This is a genomic window from Bradyrhizobium sp. TM102 (assembly GCF_009176685.1).
GTDB lineage: Bacteria > Pseudomonadota > Alphaproteobacteria > Rhizobiales > Xanthobacteraceae > Bradyrhizobium > Bradyrhizobium ottawaense.
Window position 1 is genome coordinate 6,047,701 of the sequence record NZ_AP021855.1, and the last position, 17,476, is coordinate 6,065,176.

Annotated in this window: 16 protein-coding genes; 6 read left to right on the plus strand and 10 right to left on the minus strand. The window is 64.5% G+C overall.

Annotation, left to right across the window (positions count from 1 at the left end):
- Positions 1-87 precede the first annotated feature (87 nt).
- The 4 genes from GDN70_RS28640 to GDN70_RS28655 form a co-directional block, all read right to left on the minus strand.
- Entirely contained in the window at positions 88-1,812 is a 1,725-nt protein-coding gene (locus tag GDN70_RS28640) for an FAD-dependent oxidoreductase (RefSeq protein WP_152103328.1), read from the minus strand.
- 59 nt (positions 1,813-1,871) lie between these two features.
- Positions 1,872-2,891 (minus strand): S1C family serine protease, encoded by a 1,020-nt coding sequence (locus tag GDN70_RS28645; RefSeq protein ID WP_028143126.1) that lies wholly within the window; start codon positions 2,889-2,891, stop codon positions 1,872-1,874.
- Between the two features lie 92 nt (positions 2,892-2,983).
- On the minus strand, positions 2,984-3,430 hold the full coding sequence (locus GDN70_RS28650; protein WP_038946952.1) for a hypothetical protein: 447 nt from the start codon (positions 3,428-3,430) through the stop codon (positions 2,984-2,986).
- Between the two features lie 7 nt (positions 3,431-3,437).
- Positions 3,438-5,036 (minus strand): GMC family oxidoreductase, encoded by a 1,599-nt coding sequence (locus tag GDN70_RS28655; protein ID WP_038971809.1) that lies wholly within the window; start codon positions 5,034-5,036, stop codon positions 3,438-3,440.
- Between the two features lie 200 nt (positions 5,037-5,236).
- On the opposite strand from GDN70_RS28655, the gene GDN70_RS28660 reads away from it, so the two are divergent.
- Complete coding sequence (locus tag GDN70_RS28660; RefSeq protein ID WP_028143129.1) at positions 5,237-6,025, plus strand: thermonuclease family protein; 789 nt, start codon at positions 5,237-5,239, stop codon at positions 6,023-6,025.
- 220 nt (positions 6,026-6,245) lie between these two features.
- Here the strand turns inward: GDN70_RS28660 and cyoD are convergent, their stop codons facing one another.
- Genes cyoD through GDN70_RS28680 form a run of 4 tightly spaced genes read right to left on the minus strand, consistent with a single transcriptional unit; the run spans position 6,246 to position 10,093 of the window.
- A complete protein-coding gene (gene cyoD, locus GDN70_RS28665) occupies positions 6,246-6,632 on the minus strand; it encodes a cytochrome o ubiquinol oxidase subunit IV (RefSeq protein WP_018322693.1) in 387 nt (128 codons plus the stop codon).
- Positions 6,629-7,270, minus strand: coding sequence for a cytochrome (ubi)quinol oxidase subunit III (locus GDN70_RS28670; protein ID WP_028143131.1), 642 nt, complete (start codon positions 7,268-7,270; stop codon positions 6,629-6,631). The genes cyoD and GDN70_RS28670 overlap by 4 nt, the downstream gene beginning before the upstream one ends.
- The gene (cyoB, locus tag GDN70_RS28675; RefSeq protein WP_038946947.1) at positions 7,270-9,270 is read right to left on the minus strand and encodes a cytochrome o ubiquinol oxidase subunit I; all 2,001 of its coding nucleotides are present in this window, start codon (positions 9,268-9,270) and stop codon (positions 7,270-7,272) included. The genes GDN70_RS28670 and cyoB overlap by 1 nt, the downstream gene beginning before the upstream one ends.
- A complete protein-coding gene (locus tag GDN70_RS28680) occupies positions 9,260-10,093 on the minus strand; it encodes a ubiquinol oxidase subunit II (RefSeq protein WP_028143133.1) in 834 nt (277 codons plus the stop codon). Before GDN70_RS28680 ends, cyoB begins: the two co-directional genes overlap by 11 nt.
- 248 nt (positions 10,094-10,341) lie before the next feature.
- On the opposite strand from GDN70_RS28680, the gene GDN70_RS28685 reads away from it, so the two are divergent.
- On the plus strand, positions 10,342-11,142 hold the full coding sequence (locus GDN70_RS28685) for an SDR family NAD(P)-dependent oxidoreductase (RefSeq protein ID WP_038946946.1): 801 nt from the start codon (positions 10,342-10,344) through the stop codon (positions 11,140-11,142).
- Between the two features lie 44 nt (positions 11,143-11,186).
- Here GDN70_RS28685 and GDN70_RS28690 read toward each other — a convergent pair whose 3' ends face one another.
- Positions 11,187-12,521, minus strand: coding sequence for a sorbosone dehydrogenase family protein (locus GDN70_RS28690; protein ID WP_038946945.1), 1,335 nt, complete (start codon positions 12,519-12,521; stop codon positions 11,187-11,189).
- 210 nt (positions 12,522-12,731) lie between these two features.
- On the opposite strand from GDN70_RS28690, the gene GDN70_RS28695 reads away from it, so the two are divergent.
- From GDN70_RS28695 to GDN70_RS28705, 3 genes are all read left to right on the plus strand, one after another.
- On the plus strand, positions 12,732-13,934 hold the full coding sequence (locus GDN70_RS28695) for a urate hydroxylase PuuD (RefSeq protein ID WP_038971808.1): 1,203 nt from the start codon (positions 12,732-12,734) through the stop codon (positions 13,932-13,934).
- A 143-nt stretch (positions 13,935-14,077) separates the two neighbouring features.
- On the plus strand, positions 14,078-14,935 hold the full coding sequence (locus GDN70_RS28700; RefSeq protein ID WP_038946941.1) for a VOC family protein: 858 nt from the start codon (positions 14,078-14,080) through the stop codon (positions 14,933-14,935).
- A 77-nt stretch (positions 14,936-15,012) separates the two neighbouring features.
- A complete protein-coding gene (locus tag GDN70_RS28705) occupies positions 15,013-15,288 on the plus strand; it encodes a hypothetical protein (RefSeq protein WP_038946940.1) in 276 nt (91 codons plus the stop codon).
- 6 nt (positions 15,289-15,294) lie between these two features.
- Here the strand turns inward: GDN70_RS28705 and GDN70_RS28710 are convergent, their stop codons facing one another.
- A complete protein-coding gene (locus GDN70_RS28710; RefSeq protein WP_038946939.1) occupies positions 15,295-16,329 on the minus strand; it encodes a L,D-transpeptidase family protein in 1,035 nt (344 codons plus the stop codon).
- Positions 16,330-16,513: 184 nt separating this feature from the next.
- Between GDN70_RS28710 and GDN70_RS28715 the strand changes: the two genes are divergently transcribed.
- A complete protein-coding gene (locus GDN70_RS28715; protein ID WP_038946938.1) occupies positions 16,514-17,473 on the plus strand; it encodes a lytic transglycosylase domain-containing protein in 960 nt (319 codons plus the stop codon).
- Positions 17,474-17,476 lie beyond the last annotated feature (3 nt).

Sequence of the window (17,476 nt, forward strand, 5' to 3'; positions counted from 1 at the left end):
AGGATTCTGGATTGCTTCCGCCATCGCCAAGGCTTCGGCGGACAAGTCGCTACGCTCGCAATGGCGCGGATATAGCGGGTGCGCTCCTCAGACAACCGCCTTCGCAGCACTCGGCGCTATCATCGCCCCCTCCGCCAGGTGCCGCCCCGCAATATACCCGAACGTCAGCGCCGGCCCTAACGTGATCCCCGGCGCCGGATAATTGCCGTTCATGATCGAGCCCATGTCGTTGCCGCAGGCGTAGAGGCCGGCGATCGGCGTGCCGTCCTCGCGCAGCACACGGGCTTGCGCATCGACCTTCATGCCGATGGCCGTGCCGAGATCAGCCGGATGGATGCGCATCGCGAACAACGGCGCGCGGACGATCGGCGCAACGCAGGGATTGGGCTTGTGGCTGATATCGCCGAGATGGCGCTGGTAGAGGGTGCTGCCGCGGCCGAATTCGCCATCGCGCCCCTCCTTCGCGCCTTCGTTGTAGCTCGCGACCGTCGCCGCCAGCACCGGCGGCTGGACGCCGATCTTCGCCGCGAGCCCCGCGATATCAGGCGCCTCGACCAACTCGCCGCTCGCCACATAGCGCCGATAGCTGCGCGTGAACGGCTTGATGCGGCCGAGGCCGTAAGCCCACAGGAACCGGCGGTCGCAGATCAAATAGAACGGCCGGTCCGGCTCGCCATCGCCATGACGGAGCATGGCGAGCACGAACTCGTGGTGGGACAGCGCCTCGTTGACGAAACGCCGGCCCGCTGCGTTGACGGCGATCACACCGGGCTTGGCGCGGTCGGTCACAAGGTGCGGGAACACGCCGCGGCTGCCGTCGGCGCGGCGGAACAGCGAGGCCGGCACCCAATAGGCCGGGCTGGTCGCGTCCGTATTGAGCGCGGCACCAGTCGTTGCCGCGAGCCGAAGTCCGTCGCCGGTGCTGGAGGGGTTGGTCGCCGAGACAAATCCAGCCGCCGCCGGGAAGAAGCGCTTGCGCAAGCTCGAATCGTGCGAAAAGCCGCCGGTCGCCAGCACCACGCCGCGGCGCGCTGCGATGGGCCGATCGCGGGAGCCATGACGGATCACCACGCCGCTGACGCGTTCGCCCTGCATCGAGAGGTCTTCGACGTCGGCGCTGAAGAGAACTTCGACCTGCCGCGCCAGCAGCGAAGCATAGAGCTGCGCGGCAAGTGCGTTGCCGAGATGCAGCGACGTTCCGCGCGGGCTGCGCAGCCGCTGCAGCGCATATCGAGAGACCAGCCGCGCCGCGCGCATGGTCGAGCGCAGCGATTTTCCAACGCTGCGCAAATGCGGAACGTCGAGAGGATTGACCATCATCCCGCCGAACAGGGTGAACTCCGGCAGCGGTGGCCGCAATCGCGCAAAAGCGGCGCCGAGCCGCGTGCCAGCGAAACCGACCGGCTCCAGCACGCGGCCGCCAGACGTTGCGCCCAGCCGCTCCGGATAACAATCCGGACAGGTCTTCACCGGCTGGAGACGAACTTCCGTGTTGGCTTCGAGATAGGCGATCGCCTCGGGCCCGCGCGCGAGGAAGGCGGCACGCAGGCCGGCATTGGCGGGCTCGGGCACCGTGCTCGACAGATATTGGACGGCATCCGCGACGCTGTCGGAGAGCCCGGCCTCCTTCATCTTAGCATTGGCGGGGATCCAGACCATGCCGCCGGACCACGCGGTGGTGCCGCCGACGAACGCGGTCTTCTCGATCACCAGCACGCGCAGGCCCTGCGCAGCGGCAACGGCCGCCGCCGTCATGCCACCGGCACCGGCGCCGATGACAATGACGTCGTAGGTCTCATGCGCCGGCATCATGCGGCGGGTTTCCGGGGACGAGGCATGACACCGTCATACCTCGCCCGGAGGGGCCGACGCTAGCGCTGCGGCTTACGCTCGATCGGATCGATGTCGATCGCCCGCAGGCGGCCGAGCCGCAGCACGTCCAAGGCGAGGCGCCGGCCGATCCGGTCGCGATCGAGCACGCGGATCAGATCGTCGACGCCGTTGATCTCGACGCCGTCGAGCCTGATCACGACGTCGCCGGGCAACAGTCCCGCCTTCGCCGCCGGACCGTCCGGCTCGATCTGCGCGAGCAGCGCGCCCATCTTGTTTTCGATGCCGGCCAGCACCGCATGCCGCCGCGGCACCGGCGCGGTCTGTCCGGCGACGCCGATATAGGCGCGGCGGACATAGCCGTGGCGGATGATCTCCGACAGCACGAATTGCGCGGTATTGCTGGCAACCGCGAAGCAGATGCCTTGCGCGCCGTTGATGATGGCGGTGTTGATGCCGATCACCTCGGCATTCGACGACAGCAGCGGGCCGCCGGAATTGCCGGGGTTGAGCGCGGCATCGGTCTGGATCACGTCCTCGATGGTGCGGCCGCTGACCGAGCGGATCGAGCGGCCGAGCGCCGAGACCACGCCGGCAGTCACGGTCGATTCGAAGCCGAGCGGATTGCCGATCGCGATCACGAGCTGCCCGCGGCGCAAGGTCTTGGAGTTGCCGAGCGCGGCATAGGGTAAGTCGCGCACGCCATTGGCGCGCAGCAACGCGAGGTCGGTGTCGGGATCGACGCCGAGCACCTGGGCCTCGCCGACATGGCCCTCGACGTCGCGCAGCCGGATCTCCTTCGACGTGCCGACCACGTGGCTGTTGGTGAGGACGAGGCCATCAGGTGAGATCACGATGCCCGAGCCGAGTCCGCCGCGCTCACGGCCGTTCGGCACTTTTGGCCCGGTCTCGACACGCACGACCGCGGGGCCGACCCGGTCGGTCACATCGATCACGGCATTGGAATAGGCGTCCAGCAACGCCCGGTCATCGGCCGGCGCAGATGCCGTCGTTCGCGATGACGCGGCGTCATCGACGATATCTGAGGTGAAATCCAGCATGGCAAGAGTCCTTGAAGGCTCACACAGATGGTGGCCTGTGCCCGGCCGCGCAAGGTGCCAGCCGGGGGCGCAGGGCTGGACTGCCCAGATGGCTAGGGCGCCCGCCTGAGCGTACCGGCCCTCGCCTTCACCGGGTCGAGCAGCGACCAGTCCCCATCCGGAAGCACATGGCCCTTCGGGAATGGCGCCCGCAGTTCGATCCCCAGCGAACCCAGCACGCGGTCGTCGCGGTAGTAGCATTGCAGCACGACGCGGACGAGCGTCGCGGCGGCGACGCCGCCGTGTTTGCGAAACTCCTGCGCCACCGCATCGCGCCTGGCGGCATCGAGCTCGGCGAGCGGCGCTCCTGCCAGCCGCGCCAGATCATCCAGCGCGGCCGCGACCAATTTGGTATCGCGGCCAAGCGTTGCGAGCATATCTGCCTGGATCGCGGGATCGTCGGCGCCGGGCACCTTGTACTCGTCGCTGGCGGGAACGATCATCGCGGCGATGCTGCGGAGGTCGTCGCGTTGGGTGCGCGTGAGATTGTCTGCGGACATGGCGGCCTTAATCAAACAAATTGGCGAGGCGCTGCTTCATCTGGTCGGCGATGTAGAGCGCGAGGGCTTGGATGGTGGAGGTCGGGTTCACGCCGCCTGACGTGACAAAAATGCTGCCGTCGACGATGAAGAGATTCTTGACGTCGTGCGTGCGGCCCCATTCATTGACCACGGAGCTCTTGGGATCGGTCCCCATCCGCGCGGTGCCGAGCAGGTGCCAACCGCCCCAGGGGATCGGCGAGTTGATGCAGATATCGGTGGCGCCCGCGGTCTCCAAAACCTCCCGGCCACGCGCCAGCGCATGTTCCATCATCTTCCGGCTGTTCTCGCTGATGGTGTAGTCGATCTTCGGCGCGGGAATGCCGTGGCTGTCTTTCAGGACGGGATCGAGCGTGACGCGATTATGCTCCTCCGGCAGATCCTCACAGATCGCGGAAAATCCGAGCCGGTGGCCGTTGAGCTTGCGGAAGACGCGGTGATGATCCTCGCCCCAGGGCAGAATGCCCTTTTGCTCGCTGACGACAGCCTCGAACACCGGTCCGGCCCCGCGCACGAACTGAACGCCATAGCCGCGCACGAAGCCGCGCGAGGGGTCCGTGTCGTACCACTCCTTGCTCCACAGGCAGGTCGGCGGCGCGCGGTTGCTATCGGTCGGTTCTTTTACATAGCCGTAGATCTGCGCGTAGGGATGGAACATCAAGTTCTTGCCGACGAGGCCCGACGAATTGGCAAGGCCATTCGGAAAACGCGAAGACGCTGAATTCAGCAATAGCCGCGGCGTGCCGACGCCGTTGCAGGCGATGATGACGACATGCGCGGGTTGGAACTGCTCGATGCCGTCCTTGTCGTAATAGACCACGCCCGAAGCCATACCGTTCTCGTCGGTGGTGATCTCGCGCACCCGGCAATGAGTGCGCAGCTCGACGCCGGCGCGAATCGCCTGCGGCCAATAGGTGATGTCGGTGGAGGATTTCGCGCCCTGCGCGCAGGCCGGCGTGCAATGGCCGAGATTGATGCATCGCGCCCGGCCCTCATAATCCATCGTCGCGACCGTCGTGTCTGACGGCCACCAGTGCCAGCCGAGCTTGTTCATGGCCTTGCCGATGATGGCGCCGGACAATCCGAGCGGCTGTTGCGGCATCGGCGGATGCGTCAGCGGCGAGAGCGGATCGCCTGACAAGCCCGACGTGCCCATGATCCGGTCGTTCTCCTCGAAGAACGGGGTCAGCGCGTCGTAATCGATCGGCCAGTCGTCTGCGACGCCGTCCAGCGTCCGCACCTTGAAATCGGAGGGATGCAGCCGCGGCCAGTGCGCGGTGTACATCACCGTGGAGCCGCCGACCGCATTGTAGTTCACGACCTTGATCGGCGAATTGTCGTCGTTGATCGGATAGTCCTCGGGCCGGCCGCGGATATTCGGGCTCGACGACCACTCGCCGTAGAACTTGGCTTCCCAGTCGCGGCCGGTGCTGGGATATTCCGCCGGGTTCATCCAGCCGCCCTGCTCCAGGCAGAGAATGTGCATCTTGGTCTCGGCCAGCGACCACGCCACCGCCGCGCCCGAAGCGCCGGCGCCGATGATCAGCACGTCCACGGGGTCTTTCATCGCAACCTTTTCCTCCCGCCCTCGCCGCTTCCCGGGCGATTCGGCCTGCACGGTCCGCAAGGCCCGCGAACGATAGGGTCAGAGCGGGCGGGGAGTAAAGCCGCGGGGCCGGAATGTCGCACTTCGCAGGGTGCAGACCATTGGTATCGCCACATCCGGATGCTAGGAACAGGCGCACGAGCAATCGATAGCGAGACCGTATGTCCTTCCGAAATGTCTTTGCCGCCGCCCGCGCCTTTGCGCTCGTTTTCTTTTTCGCCTTGTCCGGAGTCCTGGCGTCTTCCGAGCCGGCTTCCGCGCTGACCGCCGCCGCGACAGTCCGCGACGGCAACTCCATCCAGCTTGGCGACGTTACCTACCGGCTCGACGGCGTCGACGCGCCCGAGCTCGACCAGGTCTGCATCGACGACCACGCCGATCCCTGGACCTGCGGCATCGAGGCTCGCGACCAGCTGGCGAAGCTGATCAACAAGCGCTCCGTGCGCTGTGACGATGTCGGGCCGGAGAAGAGTTTTGGCAAACGGCACCGGGCGATCTGCACGGCCGAGGGCGACAAGGCCAGCTTGAACGAACAGCTGGTCAAGCTCGGCTTTGCCGTTGCGCGGGAGCCGATCAAGGCGAACGTCAAGCCGGCCGTGGCCGAGGCCAAGTCAGCCGCCGCCGGGATCTGGAAGGGCTGTTTTGTTGCACCGCAAGACTTCCGCGCGGGCAAGAAGGACGGCGCACTGCTGGGCGCCGCCTGCCGCCCGGACCGCGACAAGGAAATTCGGGCCGTGCTGTTCCCGGAGGAGCTGACGATGCCACCGAGTTGCAGCATCAAGGGAAAGCTCGCGGTGCGCGCACGCGTCACCGGCAATATCGGCATCTATCATTTGCGGGGTTGCCCGAGCTACCCGGCGACCACCAAGCCGGACCGCTGGTTCTGCTCGGAGGACGACGCCCAGGCGGCCGGCTTCCGCAAGGCCTATAACTGCCGCCGGCCGAAGTGAATAATTCCCTCACGCATCCGTGAGTAGTAGACCGGGACCGTATTGATCCGGAATTGAACTCCTTCGCGAGTTGCTGCACTCATAAAGGTAACGCAAGCGCTTGCGCGAGCGTTTCCTTGGCAGCAATCCGGCTCCGGCCCGATTGCCCTGCTTGGGCGTTTCCTCCCTAGACTTGGGCCGCTTGTCACAACAAGCGGCTCTTCTTTTTTGGGCGGCTCTATCACTGCATCCGCATGATCTGGTCCATCGGCGGCATGTTCGCATTCAGATGCGCCATGATCCAGACCGTGCCGCCCACCACCAGGAAGACCACCAGCAGGCCGAAGGCCAGCGCCAGCACGTTGTTGGTGTTGTCGGGACCGGTCGTGATGTGCAGGAAGAACACCAGATGGACCCCCATCTGCGCGATCGCCAGCACGATCAACGCAACCGGGATGGAGGGCTGCCAGACCAGATCGGTGCCGGCGATGAAGAACGACGTCGCCGTGAGCAGCAGCGCCAGGACAAGGCCGACGACGTAGCCGAGAATACGGGTGCCGACACTGTGTTGCTCTTCCTCGCCCGGCGCGAGGTCGTGGTCGCTCCGCGCGTGGCTCTGATCGCTCATGCGGCACTCCCAAGCAAATAGACGACGGAGAACACCCCGACCCAGACGATGTCGAGCGCGTGCCAGAACAGCGCAAAGCACATCATCCGGCGCAGGACGTCGGCGCGAAAGCCTTTCGCGAACACCTGGGCCATCATGGTGAGCAGCCACAGCACGCCGGCCGAGACATGCAGGCCGTGGCAGCCGACCAGCGAGAAAAACGCGGTCAGGAACGCGCTGCGCGACGGGCCATAGCCGCGCGCGATGAGATCGGCGAATTCGCGGAATTCGATTGTCAGGAATATGAGTCCCAACAGACAAGTCACGGCCATGCCGAGATAGAACCAGAACCGGTTGCGCACATCGGCGGCAATGCTGGCCATGCCGCAGGTAAAACTCGACAACAGCAGGCAGACCGTCTCGATCGCGACATTCCTCTGCTCGAAGATCTCCGAGCCCTTCGGGCCGCCGGCCGTCTGCCCAGACAGCACCGCATAGGCCGCGAAGAAGCAGGAGAACATCACGATGTCGGACAGCAGGAAGACCCAGAAGCCGTAGGCGGTTACGATCCGCTTCGAAGCGGGTCCGGGATGCTCGATGACGAGCCCGATGTGATGGGGATCGGCATGCGCATGGCCGGCGGTCGCGGTCATCGCCATCAGACCGGCCCCGCCATGCTGACGAGGCTGCGTCGTTCCTCGAGATTGATGCGGTCGATCGCGGCGACCTCCTGCGCGGGAATGACGTATTCGTCGTGGTCGCGCCAGGCGAACACGACGAAGGTCGCGAACGCGCCGATCCCGCCCAGGATCACCATCCACCAGATATGCCAGATCAGCGCAAAGCCCATGATGGTGGCGAAGAACGCGCAGACGAAGCCGGTCGGGGAATTCCGGGGCATCTCGATGTCCTGGTATTCCGGCCTGTCGCGTTCGAGCGATTGCTGCTGGGCATGGACTTTCATGTCCCAATAGGCGTCCTCGCCGCGCACGTCGGGATTGAAGGCGAAGTTGAACACCGGCGGTGGCGACGAGGTCGCCCATTCCAGCGAACGGCCGTCCCAGGGATCGCCGGTGCGGTCGCGCAGCGCCTCGCGGTTGCGGATGCTGACCACGAGTTGCACGATCTGGCAGATCACCCCGATCGTCAGCACGGCCATGCCAATTGCTGCAACGATCATCCAGGGCCGCCACGCCGCGACGTCGTAATGCTGCATGCGCCGGGTCATGCCGAGCATGCCGGCAATGTAGAGCGGGATGAAAGTGATGAAGAAGCCGAGGAAGGTGAACCAGAACGCCAGCTTGCCCCAGCGTTCGTCGAGACGAAAACCAAACGCCTTCGGAAACCAGTATTCGAAGCCGGCAAAGGCGCCGAACAGCACGCCGCCGATGATGACGTTGTGGAAATGCGCCACCAGGAACATGCTGTTGTGAAGCATGAAGTCGGCCGGCGGCACCGCGAGCAGGACGCCCGTCAATCCGCCGACGATGAAGGTCACCATGAAGCCGACCGCCCACAGCATCGGCGTCGCGAAGCGGATGCGGCCGCCATACATCGTGAACAGCCAATTGTAGATCTTCACGCCCGTCGGCACCGCGATGATCATGCTGGCGATGCCGAAGATGGCATTGACGTCCGGCCCCGCGCCCATCGTGAAGAAATGATGCAGCCAGACCATGAAGGAAATGACGCAGATCGCCATGGTCGCAAGCACCATCGAGCGATAGCCGAACAGCCCCTTGCCGGAGAAGGTCGAGACCACCTCGGAGAAGATGCCGAAGGCCGGCAGCACGAGGATGTAGACCTCCGGATGTCCCCAGGCCCAGATCAGGTTCATGAACATCATGATGTTGCCGCCGGCCTCGTTGGTGAAGAAGTGGAAGCCGAGGTAGCGGTCGAGCAGCAGCATCGCGAGCGTGGCGGTAAGGATCGGAAAAGCTGCAACGATGAGGAGGTTCGAGGCCAGCGTGGTCCAGCAGAACATCGGCATGCGCAGGTAATTCATGCCCTTGGTGCGTAGCTTCAGCACCGTGGTGACGAGGTTGATGCCGGCCACCAGCGTGCCGACGCCGGATATCTGCAGCGACCAGGCGTAATAGTCGACGCCGACGCCCGGCGAATAGGACAGCTCCGACAGCGGCGGAAAGGCGAGCCACCCGGTGCGCGCGAACTCGCCGACCACGAGCGAGAGATTGACCAGCAGCGCACCGGTCGCGGTCAGCCAGAACCCGACCGAGTTGAGCGTCGGGAAAGCGACGTCGCGCACGCCGAGCTGCAGCGGCACGATCAGGTTCATCAGCCCGATCACGAACGGCATCGCCACGAAGAAGATCATGATGGTGCCGTGCGCCGAGAAGATCTGGTTGTAGTGCTCCGGCGGCAGATAGCCCTGCGACTGGTAGGCGACGGCCTGCTGGATCCGCATCATGATGGCGTCGCTGCCACCGCGCAGCAGCATCACCGAGGCCAGCAGGATGTACATCACGCCGATGCGCTTGTGATCGACGCTGGTGATCCATTCGCTCCAGAGATAGGGCAGATGCCCCTTCGCCACGACCCAGATCAGCACGCCCAGGATCGCGACCAGCACCACTGCGCCCGCGACCAGCGGGATGGGCTGATCGAACGGAATGGCCGACCAATCGAGCTTACCGAGCATCGTGGCCTCCACTGTGCGGACGGCCTGCATCGGAGAGCAGTTCCGGCCCCGGTCCCGGCGGAATGTGCTGGGTTGCGATCAGATCGAACAGCCGGGGATCGTCGAGACGGTAGGTCGGCCTGCCCTTCTCGACGCCCTGCTGCATCAGCTTCTTGTAGCTGTCCTCATTCAGCACGGCATCGGTCTTCGCCGTGGTCGCCACCCATTCCGGAAAGGCGAGCGGCGAGACCACGTTGACGTCGAACATCATGTCGGGAAAGCCGTCGCCGGAGAAATGCGCGGACAACCCCTGCAGCTTGCCTTCGTTGTCGGCGCGCAGGTTCAGCTTCGTCACCATGCCGTTCATGGTGTAGATCATGCTGCCGAGCTGCGGGATGAAGAACGTGTTCATCACGCTCGACGACGTCAGCTGAAAGTTCAGCTCGGCGCCGGCCGGCACCGTCAGCGTGTTGACGGTGGCGATGCGCTGGTCCGGATAGATGAACAGCCATTTCCAGTCGAGCGAGACCGCTTGAATGCGCACCGGGCTTCCAGTCCCCGGCACCGGTGCTGCGGGATCGAGTTGATGCGAGCCGATCCAGGCGACGCCGCCGAGCAGGATGACGGTGAGCGCAGGGATCGCCCACACCACCATCTCGACGCGGCCGGAATAGACGAAGTCAGGCTGGTAGCGCGCTTTTGGATTCGAGGCGCGAAACCAGAACGCAAAACCGAGAATCGCGAAAATGGTCGGCACCACGATCACGAGCATGATGAAGACGGAATCGACCAGAATCGTGCTGTTAGCCGCAGCCACGGGCCCTTGTGGGTCGAGCAGATTCATCGGCAAGCCACTGGCGGTTGGGAAGCCCCAAGACAGAGCCTAGCGCGGGAAAGGCTCCGCAACAAACGCGGCGACCTCAGAACGGTTCCTGAACCGCGAGGGCCAGCCATGCGCGTTGGGCCGGCGCAACATGCAAATCCATGCGATGTCAATGACATGAACGCAAAAGCCGCGCCCTTCTCTCCGGTCGGGGCGATTGCTAATCTGCACGAAAATAATGGGAAGTCCGGATCAGGGAGTGAACCGAGATGCGCTTGAAGGACAAGGTCGCCATCGTCGTCGGGGCCGGACAGAGCCCCGGCGAAGGCATGGGCAATGGCCGCGCCACCGCGCTGACCTTCGCGCGCGAGGGCGCAAAGGTCTTGTGCGTCGATCATCATTTGGAATCGGCTCAGGAAACGGTGGCGATGATCACCGCGAAGCATGGCACCGCCGCGGCCTTCAAGGCCGACGTCACGAAGTCGGCCGACATCAAGGCGATGGTTAAGGACGCGCAGTCGCGCTGGGGGCGGATCGACGTGCTGCACAACAATGTCGGCGTCAGCCTGTCCGGCGGCGATGCCGAGCTGCTGCAATTGACCGAGGAAGCGTTCGACCGCGTCGTCGCCATCAATCTGAAGAGCTGCATTCTGGCGGCGAAAGAGGTGATCCCGATCATGCGCGCGCAGGGCAGCGGCGCCATCATCAACATCTCCTCGATGGCGGCGATCACGAATTATCCCTATGTCGCCTACAAGGCGACGAAGTCGGCGATGATCGCCTTCACCGAACAGCTCGCCTACCAGAACGCCGAATTCGGCATCCGCGCCAACGTCATCCTGCCCGGCCTGATGAACACACCGATGGCCGTCGACACCCGCGCCCGTGAATGGCACAAGACCCGCGCCGAGGTCGAAGCCGAACGCGACGGCAAGGTGCCGCTGCGTCGGAAGATGGGCACCGGATGGGATGTCGCCAACGCCGCGCTGTTTCTGGCGTCGGATGAGGCGAACTTCATTACGGGCGTGACGCTGCCGGTGGATGGTGGAGCCAGCGTGAGACGGGGGTAGGTCAGGCGAGCGCCTTTCTTACCCTCTCCTGGAGGGGTGCACCGTCACTGCGGCGCGTGCGTCACCCGCCAGATCGTGCCGTTGCCGTCCTCCGACACCAGCAGCGATCCATCCTTCGCCACGGCTACTCCCACCGGCCTGCCCCACACCTCCGTGTCGCTCACGACAAAACCCGTGACGAAATCCTCGTACTCACCCGTCGGCTTGCCGTCCTTGATCCGGATGCGGATCACCTTGTAGCCGGTGCGCTTCGACCGGTTCCAGGAGCCATGCTCGGCCGCGAAGGCGTCGCTCTGATACTCGGGCGGAAACTGCGTGCCCTGATAGAAGGCCATGCCGAGCGAGGCCGAGTGCGGCTGCACCAGCACGTCGGGGACCGTCACCTTGTCCTTGATGTCCGGCCGCGCACCGGCATGGCGCGGGTCCTCGTTGGCGCCGATATAGAACCAGGGCCAGCCGTAGAATGCGCCTTCCTTCACGCTGGTCACATAGTCGGGGACGAGATCGTCACCGAGGCCGTCCCGCTCGTTGGTCGAGCACCAGGGCAGACCGGTTTGCGGCTGAATTGCGAGACCAACGCAATTGCGGATGCCGGTGGCGTAGATCTTCCGCTCCTTGCCATCGGGATTGAAAGCCAGCACCGCCGCGCGTTCGGTCTCACTTGCCCAGGCCGCGCCGAGCGGTTGCGTTTTCGACCACGCCTCCATCCCGCCCGGCGGCGTGCCCAAACCTTCCGCAACGTTGCTGAGCGAGCCGACGGAGACCAGCATGCGCTTGTTGTCAGGCGTGAAGACGATGTCGCGGGTGGAATGGCCGCCGTCATGCGGCAGGCTCGGCACGATCGTCTCGGCCTTGCCGCGCGCCTTGAGATCGCCGGCCTGATAGGGAAAGCGGACGACGCTGTCGGTGTTAGCGACATAGACCCATTGCGGATTGTCACCGTTCGGGAAGAAGGCGATGCCGAATGGCTGCCTCAGTCCGCTGGCGAACACTTCATTGGTCGCGATCTTGTTGCCGTCCCCGGCACGAAGCACGCGAATGGTGCCGGCCCGCGTCTCCGCGACAAAGACGTCGCCGTTCGGCGCCACCCGCACGATGCGCGGCGCGCGCAGGCCTTCGGCAAACAGCTCGATCTTGAACCCCGCCGGCACCTGAAGCGCAGCCTCGGCCGGGCGCGGCACCACGCGTGACGAGCTCGCAACCGAGCGCGTGGCGCCGGGCCTGACGAGATCCTGCGGCCGGATCAGCCTGACCGTGCCTGGCTTGTCGGCTTGCCAAGCACCATAAGCGTCCCTGCCCTGCAACACCGGCTCGGCCTGCGCACCGGTAGCAATCAGTAGCCCCGCGGATATCGCGACGGACAAAATTCTGCTCTTCAAATTGTCCTCCCGGCCTGCAATCTCTCGAACATCGATACCACCGCGACACGTCGAAGCTCTGCCGCATCCCACGTCACCTGATGCCCGCACGATGTGCATCAGCTGCGCCCATCGTACTGGAAAACACCGCGGATAGGTGCGACACATTGTAAGGGCGGGGGTTGCGGTCATCAAAGCTGCGGCATCGCTGTCGCAATTGACGGGATGATCATGTGGGGATCCATCATATCGGAATGGGCGAGCCTGCTGCTGCGCTGGCTCCACGTGGTGGCGGCGATCGCCTGGATCGGCAGTTCCTTCTATTTCATCGCCCTCGACCTCAGCCTCAGGCCCAAGGGCAACCGAACGAGTGACCTGCCCGACGGCGTCCAGGGCGAAGCCTGGCAGGTCCATGGCGGCGGCTTCTACCGGATCATGAAATATCTGGTCGCCCCCTCCCAGATGCCGGACGAGCTCACCTGGTTCAAATGGGAGGCCTACACCACCTGGCTGTCCGGCTTCGCGCTGATGGTGGTGGTATATTATCTCGAGGCCGATCTGTTCCTGGTCGACAAATCGATCCTCCACCTCACGCCGTTCCAGGCCGGCCTGTTCAGCCTTGCGAGCCTGGCACTGGCGTGGCTGCTCTATGAAGCCGCCTGCCGTACCGGCCTTGCCCAGCGCGAGCTGCCCTTCGCCATCGGCGGCTATCTGTTCCTGGTCGCACTGACCTATGCCTTCACCCATGTGCTGAGCGGCCGTGGCGCCTTCAACCAGATCGGCGCCATCATCGGTACCATCATGGTCGCCAACGTCTTCGCGCTGATCATCCCGAATCAGAAGAAGATCGTGGCCAGCCTGATCGCGGGACAGGTGCCGGATCCAAGGCTCGGCAAAGCCAGCAAGGAGCGCTCGGTCCACAACAACTACCTGACGCTGCCCGTGGTCGTGCTGATGATCAGCAACCACTATCCCCTGCTCTACGCCACGCGCTTCAACTGGATCATCGTCGCGATCATCCTGGCGCTGGGCCCCGTGATCCGCCACTTCTTCAACGAGCGCCACGCGGGGCGGAAATCGCCATGGTGGGTGTGGGGCGTCGCAGCAATCGGCGTGATTGCGATCCTCTTCCTCTCCGCCGCAGGACCGCGCGAGGTCAAGTCGGGCGCACTGCCGACACAGCCGACCCTTGCCGCGGTCGAGGAGATCGTGATGTCCCGTTGCAGCATGTGCCATGCCGCCGAGCCGGTCTGGGCCGGCATCGTGACCGCGCCGAAGGGCATCCTGCTCGATGCGCCCGAGCACATCCATCGCAACATCCGCCTGATCGGCCGGGTCGCGGCCTGGTCCAGCGCGATGCCACCGGGCAACATCACCGAGATGACCAGCCAGGAACGTGCCATCCTTGCCGCCTATCTCGAGCAGGCTCGCTGATGCTGCCGTGCGTCGACAGATCCGCGGAATGAAATTCCGCATCTCCTACTGAATTGAAAATGACTTGACCGCCTATCCGGCGTAGACAGGACCAGCGGCCGCCGACGCGGCCCAAAGTCATTTGCATGCGCGGGGAAAGAACAGTGGCCCTCAAGAACATAATCGGTATCGACCACGCCGTGGTCATGGTTCAGGACCTCGACAAGGCTGCCGAGAACTACCGCCAGCTCGGCTTCACCGTGTCGCCGCGCGGCACCCACAGCGCGCATATGGGCACCGGCAATTACACCATCATGTTCGACCCCGATTATATGGAGCTGCTCGGCGTGCTCGTCGCGACCGAGCACAATGTGCCGGCGCGCGCCTTCCTCGACAAGCGCGGCGAAGGCATCGAGCGTATCGCCTTCACCGCGGTCGATTCCGCTGAAGGCGCGGAGGAGATCCGCGCACGCGGCCTGACGCCGATCGGCCCGACCGATTTCGAGCGGCCGGTAACCTTGCCCAACGGCACGGTCTCGACGGCCAAATTCCGCACTTTCATGTGGCCGACAGCGGAAGCGCCCGGCGGGGTACGCATCTTCGCCTGCCAGCACAAGACGCGTGACACGGTTTGGATTCCCGAGTTGATGAAGCACGCCAATGCGGCGAAGCGGATCAGGCAGACGCTGATCGCAACGCCGGAGCCGGCAAAGGACGCCGCGCATCTCGGCAGGCTGATCGACCGCGAACCGACCGCCGAGGCCGACGGCGCGGTCACGGTGCCCTCCGGCGGCGATCGGGCCGACTTCGTCTATCTGACGCTGGACCAGCTCGCCAAACGCTATCCCGGCGTGCCGCTCGCGGGCCTTTCCGACCGCGGCGGCGCTGCGCTGGTGCTCGTCAGCGGCGATCTGGCCGCGACCGAGAAGGCGCTGGGGTCCGCCGCCGTGCGCAGCGGGGCTGCGCTCTGTGTGCCGCCGGCCAAGGCCAACGGCACCCTGCTCGCCTTCATTGCCGCCTGATTTGAACTAATTCTTTAACGCGTGTTTACCCGGCGGCTCTAGGATTCCCTGCAATCCAAGCCACCGGGACCCGACGCATGTTCAAAGAGGGATCGCCGATCGCCTATGACGCCCCGGCCGAATTGAAGAAGTGGCCGTCGCTGAAGGGCGAGAGGCAGAAGGACCGAGGTCCGCCCTATCTCGTCTACAACGGCACGCTCGCCGACTGCGTCCGCGAGCTCATGGGCAAGCCGATCAAGGGCATCTCGCTCTACGACATCATGACGAAGCCGCAAGCGGCCTTCGAGCAGACCGTGCTGTCGCCGGGCGATGCCGCCGAGATGGCGATGCGCAAGGATTTCCCCAAGGACTAGCAAGAACTAATTCGCGGCGCGCCTGCCGGGCGTCTTGTCCTTCTGCTTCGAGGAAGATTCCGTCGGCGCATCGAGGAAGACGACGGGCGTACCACGCTTGGTGTTGTCGCCGAGCGTGCGGGCGTCCCAATTGGTCAGCCTGACGCAGCCGTGGGACGCCGACTTGCCGACCCTGTCGGGCTCCGCCGTCCCGTGGATGCCATAGCCCTGCGCCGACAGCCCGATCCAGTACGATCCCACCGGATTGTTCGGGCCTGGCTTGATGTCGAACGGCTCCCTGGATTTTACGCTCTTGAACTTGTACTCGGGATTGTAGTGGTAGGTCGGCTTCTCGTTGGTGCTTGTGACCTTGAGTGTGCCACTCGGCGTCGGACGATCCGGGCTACCGATTGAAGCCGGGTAGAACGCGAGCAGAGCACCACTCCCGTCGAACGCTTTGAGCATCCCCTGTTTCTTGTCGACCTCGAGCCGTGCAATGCGAGGCAGCTCTTTTCGCGCGGAAACATTCGCAACGACGATCGTCTCGCCGGCCTTGCCAAAGGATTTTCCCGGATTGAGCACCTTGAGCAGATCCGCGCTCATGTGGAATTTCTCGGCGAGCCCCTCGAGCGCGCTGGTGTAGCTCAGCGCCTTCAGCGACCTCATCTGCTCGAGCCTGGCCGGCAGCTCCTTCAGGAAAGGTCCTTTTACATCGGCCTCGTCGATCTTGTAGTCGACGACAATGGCTCCCTCGCTCGCTGCCGTCAGCTTGTCCCAGAGTTCGGGCGCAATTCCCTTCTCGGATGCGATACCGTTCTGCTCGGCAAATGCCTTCAGCGCCTTCTGCGCGTTCTCGCCGAGCTTGCCGTCGATCTCGCCGGGCGAGAATTGCGCACGATCGAGCAGGACCTGAAGCTTCAGCACCGATGCGTTGAGCTTGTCGGTGGCCGGCTGTTTTGCGGGCCGCGCGGCATCATTCACCGCTTTTGTATCGAGATTGCCCGCGAGCACCGGGCAGATGAGCCACAGCGACATCACCGCGCCAAGCATCCATCGCATCATGATCGCTCGTCCAATTCGAAAAATAGAGGTCCGCGAAACCGCGGGAAGTTTCTGTTTGGGAACACCGTAGTAACACCGAAGGAACCGACGAGACCGCAGCTTTGCCGCAATCGGACGGTTAATAACTTCTTATCGCCGGCGCACCGCTGGCCGTTCATCCCACAGTTCGAGGTTGTCTCCGCAAATGCGATTTGTCATCGCGGCTTGCGCCGCGTTCTTGATTCTGATGTGCGACCTCGATCCGTCGGCGTCCCGGCAAACATCAACTTTCGACCGCGCCGTTATTCAAAACAATCGGGCCTCCCCACTTGTTCCGGTGGTCGAACTCTTCCTCGCAAGTGTGCAGGCCATCGAGCTCGCCAACGCGCGTGCCGCCTATGAGCAGGTGATCGAGCCGCCCCGCGCGGACGAGCCAGCCCTACAGGCGCCGGTTTCCCCGACCGAGCGATTTTGCCACGCGCTTCGCGAGGCCGCCGAGGCCAGCGGCATTCCCGTGCCATTCTTTGCCCGCCTGCTCTGGCAGGAGAGCCGCTTCAAGTCCAACGAGGTGAGCCAGGCCGGCGCCCAGGGCGTGGCGCAGTTCATGCCTGGGACGGCCGCCGAAGTCGGGCTCGACGATCCCTTCGATCCCATGAAGGCGCTGCCCGCATCGGCAAAATTCCTGCGCAAGCTTCGCGACGATTTCGGCAATCTCGGACTCGCCGCGGCTGCGTATAATGCCGGTCCCGGCCGCGTTCAGAAGTGGCTCGCCAAGGAGAGCGAGCTGCCCCGTGAGACGCGCGACTATGTCCGCATCATCACCGGCACCAAGGCTGAGGACTGGACCGAGCGGTCGGAGGCGCTCGCGATCAGGATCGACCTGCCGCGCGAGGCGCCGTGCGAAGGCATCGGCAGCCTCTCCAAGGCCAAGGATGTCGCCTGGGTCCCGGTGAACCTGACACCCTCGGTCGCGACCATCATTCGCAAGGCCGAACAGCTTGCGGCGCGCCTGTCGACAAACCGCGCGCGCAAGCGGTTCGTATCCCTGCTCCACAAAAGCGCCTCGGCCCGTGGCAAGGCGAGGAGCATGATTGCGGCCCGCGCGGCGAAGGGCACCAAGGCTCGCGCCATCCGTATCGCGGCACGCGAACGTTCGGCGATCTGACGC

What these genes read in the sequence shown, in the direction of transcription:
- GDN70_RS28640 (WP_152103328.1), bottom strand. Translation starts at nt 1,812, where the DNA reads ATGATGCCGGCGCATGAGACCTACGACGTCATTGTCATCGGCGCCGGT.
- GDN70_RS28645 (WP_028143126.1), bottom strand. Translation starts at nt 2,891, where the DNA reads ATGCTGGATTTCACCTCAGATATCGTCGATGACGCCGCGTCATCGCGA.
- GDN70_RS28650 (WP_038946952.1), bottom strand. Translation starts at nt 3,430, where the DNA reads ATGTCCGCAGACAATCTCACGCGCACCCAACGCGACGACCTCCGCAGC.
- GDN70_RS28655 (WP_038971809.1), bottom strand. Translation starts at nt 5,036, where the DNA reads ATGAAAGACCCCGTGGACGTGCTGATCATCGGCGCCGGCGCTTCGGGC.
- GDN70_RS28660 (WP_028143129.1), top strand. Translation starts at nt 5,237, where the DNA reads ATGTCCTTCCGAAATGTCTTTGCCGCCGCCCGCGCCTTTGCGCTCGTT.
- cyoD (WP_018322693.1), bottom strand. Translation starts at nt 6,632, where the DNA reads ATGAGCGATCAGAGCCACGCGCGGAGCGACCACGACCTCGCGCCGGGC.
- GDN70_RS28670 (WP_028143131.1), bottom strand. Translation starts at nt 7,270, where the DNA reads ATGGCGATGACCGCGACCGCCGGCCATGCGCATGCCGATCCCCATCAC.
- cyoB (WP_038946947.1), bottom strand. Translation starts at nt 9,270, where the DNA reads ATGCTCGGTAAGCTCGATTGGTCGGCCATTCCGTTCGATCAGCCCATC.
- GDN70_RS28680 (WP_028143133.1), bottom strand. Translation starts at nt 10,093, where the DNA reads ATGAATCTGCTCGACCCACAAGGGCCCGTGGCTGCGGCTAACAGCACG.
- GDN70_RS28685 (WP_038946946.1), top strand. Translation starts at nt 10,342, where the DNA reads ATGCGCTTGAAGGACAAGGTCGCCATCGTCGTCGGGGCCGGACAGAGC.
- GDN70_RS28695 (WP_038971808.1), top strand. Translation starts at nt 12,732, where the DNA reads ATGTGGGGATCCATCATATCGGAATGGGCGAGCCTGCTGCTGCGCTGG.
- GDN70_RS28705 (WP_038946940.1), top strand. Translation starts at nt 15,013, where the DNA reads ATGTTCAAAGAGGGATCGCCGATCGCCTATGACGCCCCGGCCGAATTG.
- GDN70_RS28710 (WP_038946939.1), bottom strand. Translation starts at nt 16,329, where the DNA reads ATGATGCGATGGATGCTTGGCGCGGTGATGTCGCTGTGGCTCATCTGC.
- GDN70_RS28715 (WP_038946938.1), top strand. Translation starts at nt 16,514, where the DNA reads ATGCGATTTGTCATCGCGGCTTGCGCCGCGTTCTTGATTCTGATGTGC.